Annotated in this window: 6 protein-coding genes; 4 read left to right on the forward strand and 2 right to left on the reverse strand. The window is 73.7% G+C overall.

From position 1 onward, the window contains the following. Positions 1–43 precede the first annotated feature (43 nt). The 4 genes from ONA70_RS32385 to ONA70_RS32400 all read left to right on the forward strand — a co-directional run bounded on the left by ONA70_RS32385 (position 44) and on the right by ONA70_RS32400 (position 5,284). Positions 44–1,156 (forward strand): hypothetical protein, encoded by a 1,113-nt coding sequence (locus tag ONA70_RS32385; protein WP_265010298.1) that lies wholly within the window; start codon positions 44–46, stop codon positions 1,154–1,156. Then, positions 1,156–2,430 carry a hypothetical protein gene (locus ONA70_RS32390; RefSeq protein WP_265010293.1) on the forward strand — a complete coding sequence of 425 codons (1,275 nt, stop codon included), beginning with the start codon at positions 1,156–1,158 and terminating at the stop codon, positions 2,428–2,430. The genes ONA70_RS32385 and ONA70_RS32390 overlap by 1 nt, the downstream gene beginning before the upstream one ends. A 3-nt stretch (positions 2,431–2,433) precedes the next feature. Beyond that, entirely contained in the window at positions 2,434–3,771 is a 1,338-nt protein-coding gene (locus ONA70_RS32395; RefSeq protein ID WP_265010294.1) for a multicopper oxidase domain-containing protein, read from the forward strand. A 121-nt stretch (positions 3,772–3,892) separates the two neighbouring features. After that, complete coding sequence (locus tag ONA70_RS32400) at positions 3,893–5,284, forward strand: N-acetylmuramoyl-L-alanine amidase (protein ID WP_265010295.1); 1,392 nt, start codon at positions 3,893–3,895, stop codon at positions 5,282–5,284. A 56-nt stretch (positions 5,285–5,340) separates the two neighbouring features. Here the strand turns inward: ONA70_RS32400 and ONA70_RS32405 are convergent, their stop codons facing one another. Beyond that, positions 5,341–6,930: a glycoside hydrolase family 64 protein gene (locus ONA70_RS32405; RefSeq protein WP_265010296.1), complete on the reverse strand. Its 1,590-nt coding sequence runs from the start codon at positions 6,928–6,930 to the stop codon at positions 5,341–5,343. A 162-nt stretch (positions 6,931–7,092) separates the two neighbouring features. Next, on the reverse strand, positions 7,093–8,326 hold a 1,234-nt coding region (locus tag ONA70_RS32410), incomplete at its 5' end, for a ricin-type beta-trefoil lectin domain protein (RefSeq protein WP_265010297.1).

An 8,326-nucleotide genomic window follows, 5' to 3' on the forward strand; every position in this document is an offset into this window, starting at 1 on the left:
CGGCTCGGGGCCGGCGTCAGCCGGCGGTCGACCCGACGCCACGATGAGCACCCGGCTGGCGGTGCGGCTCCCGGTCCTCGCGGCCGGCGGCGTCGCCCTGCTCGCCGGCCTGTACGCCGCACTCCTGCTGCTCGGCCTGCCGCTGCCCGCCCCGCGGGCGCCGCTGGAGCAGGTGCACGGCCCGCTGCTGGTGCTCGGCTTCGTCGGCACGCTGATCGCCCTGGAACGGGCCGTGGCACTGGGCGCCCGGTGGGCCCTGCTCGCCCCGGGCTGTTCCGCCGCCGGTGGGGTGGCCCTCCTGCTCACCGGCCCGAGCCACCCCGCGCGGCTGCTGCTGATGCTCGCTGCGGTGCTGCTCCTGCTGGTCTACCGGCAGCTCTGGCGCCGGCAGCCCGGCCCGGCGCTCCTGGCGCAGGGCCTCGGCGCGCTCGCCTGGTACGCCGCCGTGCTGCTGTGGCTGGCCGGGGCGGCCGTGCCGGAGACCGTGCCGTGGCTGGCCACCTTCGTGGTGGCCACCATCGCCGGGGAACGCCTCGACCTGGCCCAGCTCGCGCTGCCCCCGTCCGGGGTCCGCTGGTTCCTCGCCGCGCTCGGTGCGCTCACCGCCGGGGTCACCGCCACCGCCCTGTGGCCGGACACCGGGGCGCACCTGTTCGGGGTGGGCCTGCTCGCCACGGTCGGCTGGCTGGTGGTGCACGACGTCGCCCGCCGCACGGTGCGCGGCCGCGGCCTGCCGCGCTACGTCGCGGTGGGCCTGCTCACCGGGTACGCCTGGCTGGCGGTCGCCGGCCTGCTCTGGGCCGGCGCCGGTCCGGTCACCGCCGGCCCCCGCTACGACGCCACCCTGCACGCGACCTTCCTGGGCTTCACCATGTCGATGATCTTCGTGCACGCCCCGGTCATCCTGCCCGCTGTGCTCCGTCGCCCGCTGCCCTACCGGCCCTGGCTGTATGTGCCGCTGGCCCTGCTGCACGGCAGCCTGCTGGTGCGCCTCCTGGTCGGGGACGGCCTGGCCGTGGCGCCGGTCTGGCGCTGGGCGGGCGTCGCCAACGTCCTCGCCGTACTCGCCTTCCTCGGCTGCGCGCTGGCCGGCGCGCTGACCACCGCCCGGCCCGGCCACCGGCCCGCGGCCGGACCCGTCCCGGCGGTGCGCTGATGGACCGCCCCCGGACGACCGTTCCCGGTCCGTCGACCCCCGCCGGTCCGCACCCGGCCCGCCCGGCCGGGCGGCCGCCCGCGGGGGAGACCGGACGGGCGGCCTGGCACCGCCGGACCGGTCTGCTGCCCACCGCGTACCTGGGCGGGCTCGTCGCCCTGGGCTTCGCGCACCCGTTCCTGCCCAGCTGGCGCTGGCTGGCGATCCACCTGCTGCTGCTCGGCGCGGTCACCAACGCCATCCTCGTCTGGTCGGCGCACTTCACCGCGGCGGTGCTGCGGACTCCCGTGCCGGCCGGGCGCCGGTCCGAGGCGGCCCGCCTGACCGTGCTGAACGTCGGGGTGGTGGCCGTGCTCGTCGGCGGGGCGGCCGACCGGCCGTGGCTCGGGGTCGGCGGCGCCGCCCTGGTCTTCGCGGCGGTGGCCGCCCACCTGGCCTGGCTCGCCCGGCGGCTCCGGCGGGCCCTGCCGGCCCGGTTCAGCGTGACCGTCCGTTACTACCTGGCCGCGAGCCTGGCGCTGCTCGCCGGTGTCCCGGTGGGCGCCGGCATGCTGGTGACCGACGACGCGCACCGCCCCCGGTTGCTGCTGTTCCACGCGCACGTCAACCTGCTCGGCTGGGTGACGCTCACCGTGCTCGGCACGCTGCTCACCCTCTGGCCGACCATGCTGCGGACCCGGATGGTCGAGGGCGCGGTGCGGGCCGCCGGCAGTGCCCTGCCGCTGGCCGCCACCGGGCTGCTCCTGCTCGGCCTGGGCCTGCTCGCCTGGTGGCGGGCCGTCATCGCGGTCGGGCTGGGCCTGTTCGTGCTCGGCGTTCTGGTGGCGCTGCGACCCGCGGCGGCCGTGGCCCGGGCCCGTCCCCCGTACGCCTTCGCGACCTGGTCGGTGGCGGCGGCGGCCGGGTGGCTCCTGGTCGCCCTGGCCGTGGACGCCGCCACCCTGCTGACCGCCGCCGATCCCGCCGCGGCCGTCGACCGCTTCGGCGCGGTGCTGGTCCCGTTGCTGGTGGGCTTCGTCGGGCAGGTCCTCGTCGGCGCGCTGACGTATCTGCTGCCCGTGGTCCTCGGCGGGGGGCCCGGGGCCGTCCGGGTCCGCGCCGCCCGGCTGGACCGGCACGGCCCGCAGCGGGTCGCGATGACGAACGCCGCCCTGGCGGTCTTCGTGCTGCCCAGTCCGCCGTACGTCCGCATCACCACGTCCCTGCTGATCCTCGCCGCGCTGGTGCAGTTCGTCGTGCCGGCCGCCCGGGTCCTGCTCACCGCCCGGAGGTGACCCGTGACCACGTCCCCCGCCCCGGTCCGGCCGCTCGGCGGCGTCGCCGCCGGTCTCGCCCTCGTCCTGGTCGCCGTGCTGGTCGGCGTGGCCGCGCAGCGGGTGACCGCCGGCCCCGCCGCCGGCGGTGCCCGGACCGCCGTCACGCCGACCGGGCACACCACGACCATCGAGGTGGTGGCCGAGGACATGCGGTTCCACCCGGCCCGGATCGAGGTGCCGCCCGGTGACCGGCTAATGGTCGAGTTCCGCAACCGGGACCAGCGGCGGCACGACCTGGTGCTGGACAACGGGGCCCGCACCCCGTTGCTCGGCGAGGGGGCGTCGGCCCGCCTGGACGCGGGCGTGATCGGGGATGTGACCCGGGGCTGGTGCTCGCTGCCGGGGCACCGGCAGGCCGGCATGACCCTCCAGATCGTCCCGGCCGGCGCGGTGACGTCGTCCGCCGCGACCGGGTCCGTCGCGCCGCAGCCGAGCCTCGACGTCATGGCCGACCCCGGGCCGGCCTTCGTCGCCCGCGACGCGGTCGCGCCGCCCACTCCGCCGGGCCGGCTGCACCGACGTGAACTGCACGTACGGGAGGTGGTGCGGGAGGTCGCCCCGGGCGTACGCCAGCGGCTCTGGACGTTCGACGGCACCGTGCCCGGGCCCGTGCTCCGCGGACGGGTCGGCGACACGATCGAGATCACCCTGGTCAACGACGGCACGCTGGACCACGGAATCGACTTCCACGCCGGGGCGGTCGCGCCGGACGAGGTGATGCGCCCGATCGACCCGGGGCAGCGGCTCACCTACCGCTTCACCGCCACCCGGGCCGGCATCTGGATGTACCACTGCTCGACGATGCCGATGCTGCACCACCTCGGCAACGGCATGTACGGCGGTGTGATCATCGACCCGCCCGACCTGCCCCGGGTCGACCGCGAGTACGTCCTCGTGCAGTCCGAGTTCTATCTCGGGCCGGACGGCCAACCCGGTGACCTGGCCAAGATGCAGGCCGAACGGCCCGACGCCGTGGTCTTCAACGGCTATCCGGCCCAGTACGCCCACCGTCCGTTGACCGCCCGCCCCGGGGAGCGGGTCCGCGTCTGGCTCCTGGACGCCGGCCCCAACCGGGACAGCTCCTTCCACGTCGTCGGCGCCCAGTTCGACACCGTCTACCGGGAAGGGCACTGGGAGAACCGGGCGACCGACCCGGGTGGGGCCCAGGTCCTGCCCCTCACCCCGGCCGCCGGCGGGTTCGTCGAGCTGTCCTTCCCGGCGCCTGGCGACTACCCGTTCGTCAGCCACGCCATGGTGGACGCCGAACGGGGTGCCCGGGGCGTCTTCGCCGTCCGCTGACCGGGACTGAAGCATTCCTACAGACAGCTGGGCTCGGCTGTAGACAACCTACCGTGCTCCGTCTATCGTCTGCGGCAATCGAATGATTTCAATCAATGAATGTTGTCGCGAAGGAGCACAGATGCCCGTGTCCGTAGCCGCCCGCCGTACCCGGCTTCTGCTCGGTGGCGCCCTCGCGCTGGTCACCGGGCTGGCCGCGCCCGCCGCCGTCACGCCACCGGCGGTTGCCGCGCCGGCCTCGGCGGCCGCGTCCGCCCACCCGCTCGCCACGGCCTTCGCGGCCGCGGCGGCCCGCTACGACGTCCCCCGCGACCTGCTGGTGGCGCTCGGCTATGCCGAGTCACGGCTGGACATGCACGCCGGAGCGCCGAGCGCCAGCGGCGGGTACGGCCTGATGCACCTGGTGCACAACCCCGCCGTGCACACCCTCGACGAGGCGGCCCGGCTCACCGGGCTCGGACAGCCCGCGCTGCGGACCGACCCCGCCGCGAACGTGCTCGGCGCCGCCGCGGTGCTCCGCTCGTACGCGGACCAGGCCGGGCTGGACCGCGCCGACCGGGCGGACGTCGACCACTGGTACGCCGCGATCGCCCGCTACGGCGGCGCGACCGACCCGGCCGTCGCCCGGCTCTACGCCGACACCGTCTACGACCTGCTCCGGGCCGGCGTTTCGGCCGTGCACGGCGTGGCGGTGGCGGCCCGTCCGGTCGCGCCGCAGCGGGGCGCGCTGGAGCGGGCGGCCACGCCGGGCGAGATCGGCACGCTGAGCACCGACTACGGGCCGGCGGCCTGGGCGCCGGCCAGCACCAGCAACTACACCGTGGCCAGCCGGCCGTCCAGCCACCCGATCCGGTACGTCGTGATCCACGTGACGCAGGGCTCGTACGCGGGCTCGATCAGCTGGTTCCAGAACCCGTCGGCGCAGGTCAGCGCCCACTACACCTTCCGCTCCTCCGACGGCGCCGTCACCCAGTCCGTCCGGGAGAAGGACATCGCGTGGCACGCCGGCAACTGGACCTACAACACCCAGTCGATCGGCATCGAGCACGAGGGCTACGTCGACGATCCCGCCTGGTTCACCGACGCGATGTACCGGGCGTCCGCGGCACTGACCCGCAACGTCGCCGACAAGTACGGCATCCCGAAGGACCGGCAGCACATCATCGGGCACGTCGAGGTCCCCGGTGCCACCCACACCGACCCCGGCCCCAACTGGAACTGGACCTACTACATGCAGTTGGTGCAGGGGATCACCGGCATCGGATCCGGGACCGTGAGCACGCCCTCGTCAACGCTCAACGTCCGCTCCGGGCCCGGCACGAGCTACGCCGTCGTCGGCACGGTGGCCGACGGGACGCGCGTCTCGATCTACTGCCAGGCGGTCGGCACCACGGTGACCGGCACGTACGGCACCAGCAACATCTGGAACCGGATCGGCACCAACCGCTACGTGTCCGACGCCTACGTCCTCACCGGATACGACGGCTTCATTCCGAACGTGCCCCGCTGCTGAGCGCAACGGTGGCGGGGTCCGACCGAGGGTCGGACCCCGCCACCGTGCCGGGGCGGTCAGCCCTTGTGCCACTTCTGGTTGGCCGTGCCCGCGCAGTCCCAGATCTGGAGTTTCGCGCCGTCGCTGCCGTTCCAGTCCTTGATGTCGACGCACTTGTTGGCCCGGAGGTTGACCAGGTCACCGGCCGCGTTCAGGGTGAACTGCTGGGCGCCGGTGCCGTTGCAGGTGTAGAGCTGGACCACCGCGCCGTTGGCGGTCGACCCGCCGTCGACGTCCATGCACTTGTTGTTCTGGCTCTGCAGGGCCGAACCGGTGAACGTCCATTTCTGCGCGTTGGTGCCGTTGCAGGTCCACATCTGCAGCTGGGCCCGGTCGACGAAGTTCGAACTCGGCACGTCGATGCACTTGTTGTTCCAGTTGCTGACCACGGGTACCCCGACGCCGGGACCACCGCCGCCACCGGAGAACGGGCTCAGGATCAGCCCGGCCGCGCGCGGGTCGCCGTCGTGCACCAGCGACTCGAAGCCGCCGACGTCGTCGAAGGCGAACGCGTACGCCCTGCCGTCGGCCATGTTGGCGTGGATCAGGCGGGCGTACTGGTTGGTCGGGTTGCTGCGGTAGAAGTCGGCGGCGTTGGTGCTGGGCTGGGTGTCGATGGTGCCGAGTGTGCCCCGGTTCAGCGCGGCGCAGAGGGTACGCGAGATCGGACCGACCACCTGGTCGTTCGGCGCGGGCAGGTCGCCGTCGCAGCCCCAGACGCTCGCCGAGGAGGGCCGGTTGAAGGAGGCGACCACCTGGCCGCTGCCGTTGGTGAAGGTCATGGTGCTGCCCGAGGTCCGCCCGTAGTAACGGATCGTCGGCTGGTCGGCGAAGGGCACCACGGTCAGCGTCTTCGTGGCGTACGCGTTCCACGCCGCGGCGATGTAGGAGTCCAGGTAGGTGGGGCTGAGCAGGCCGGCGCCGGCGGCCTTGCCGGGGGCCAGGACGCGGAGCACGGTCCCGTCCGACCGGGCGTACACGGTGTTGGCCCAGCCCGGCTGGGCGCGGATCCCGTCGACGACGGCGTTGCGTCCGTTGGCCACCGGGTCGCCGGTCCGTTTGGTGATGCCGTTGGCGCCGGTCACGGTCACCGCGTGCGGCACCGCGAACATGTCCACCTGGGAGCTGTTCAGCCACAGCCCGGCATCGTTGTAGGTGAACTCGCTCCAGTCGAAGAGGATGTCCCGGTTGGCGTCGCCGGCCGCCCACGGGGCGGGCTGCACCAGCCCGTCCGGGGTGAGGAAGAACTTCAGCTTCTGCCCGAGGGCGAAGTAGACCCGGCCGGAGAAGCCGCGCGGGAACTGGATCGTGGTGCTGCCGCCGGTGCCGGGACCCGGGATGGAGGCGTCCGGCGCGGGTGACGGCGGGATCTGCCCACCGGTCCACGGGACGAAGGCGCCGCTGGAGGTGACGTAGCCGAGCCGGCCGGTAGCCAGCTGGGTGCCGATGACGTACAGGTACACCGGGTCGGCGCGGCCGGTGGTGTTGGTGACGGTGACGGGCAGCAGTGTCGGACCGACCGCGCGTGCCGGGGTGGCGGCGACGGTGCCGGCGAGGCCGGCGAGCAGGGCGGACGCGACGGCGAGCAGCTTGCTTCGGAGACCCATGGAAACCACCTCGGGGGAACGGGGACGGGACAGCGCGGTCTCGGCGTGATCGACTCGGATTGCGGCAGCTGGCGGGGGATTCCGCTCACCGGCGGAGGCCGGCGGGCACGATCGCGGCCGGACCGGCGGCGAACGCCGCCGGGCCCGGTCCGCGACCCGGCGTCAGCCGGTGCGCCACTTCTGGTTGGCCGTGCCGGCGCAGTCCCAGAGTTGCAGGCGGGCACCGTCGGAGTTGTTCCAGTCCTTGATGTCGACGCACTTGTTGGCCTGCGGATTGACCAGATCACCGGCGGCGGAGAGGACGAACTGCTGGGCCGGGTTGCCGCTGCAGGTGGCGATCTGGATGACCGCGCCGTTGTCCCGCGAGCCCCAGGCGACGTCCATGCACAGGTTGTTCTGGGTACGCAGGGTGCCGCCGGTGAAGGTCCAGCTCTGCGCCAGGGTGCCGTTGCAGGTCCAGGTCTGCAGCGGTACGCCGTCGGAGAAGTTGGAGAACGGCACGTCGATGCACCGGTTGTTCCAGTTGCTGATGATCCGCGTCCCGCCGCCGGTCGTGGTCAGCGACAGCCCGTAGACGCCGAGGATCTCGTTGACCGGCTGGAACCACATGGTGCCGCCGGTCGTGCAGTTGCCGGTGCCGCCGGAGGTGACGCCCTGGGCCTGGTCGCCGGAGAGCCAGGAGCCGCCGGAGTCGCCCGGTTCGGCGCAGGCGTTGCTGCGGGTCAGCCCGTAGACCGCGCCCTGGGCGTAGTTGACGGTCTCGTCCCGGCCCAGGATCGTGCCGCACCGCCAGCCCGTGGTCCGACCCGAGCGGCACACCGAGCTGCCGATCACCGCGTCCCGCGAGCCGGCCACCGGCGCGTTGCCGCCGGCGTAGTTGTTGACCCACGGGCGCGGGGTCCAGTTGCTGTTGGTGCGTACCCACGCGTAGTCGTTGCCGGGGAACGACGAGCCGGCGAAGGTGCCCTGGGCCACGTTGTTGTAGCCGAGGGTGGAACTGCCGGTGCCGCCGCAGTGCCCGGCGGTCACGAATCCGCCCGCGACGGCGAAGCCCACCGAGCAGAGCACGTTTCCGTTGATCACGAACTGGTCGCCGCCCCGGATGTCGTACACGGGCCGGGGCACGTCCGCCTCGGTCACGTAGCGGATCAGGGTGCGGGGTGCCCCGCTGGCCGCCACGAAGGAGGCGGCTGCCGCCGTACGGCCCGGCTCGACCAGCACGACGACGGAGTTGCCGACGGTATCGGCGTACCAGCCGCGCACGGCGGCGGCCGGCCGACGGCGCGCCGCGTACCGGTCGAGGGTGGCCCGGGCGGCGACGAGTGTGGTCAGGCTGTGGCGGACCAGATCGGGAGGGCGGCGTGGAGGGGAAGAGGGGAGGGTAGGGGGGAGAAGG

This window comes from Micromonospora yasonensis, from assembly GCF_026013475.1.
GTDB lineage: Bacteria > Actinomycetota > Actinomycetes > Mycobacteriales > Micromonosporaceae > Micromonospora > Micromonospora yasonensis.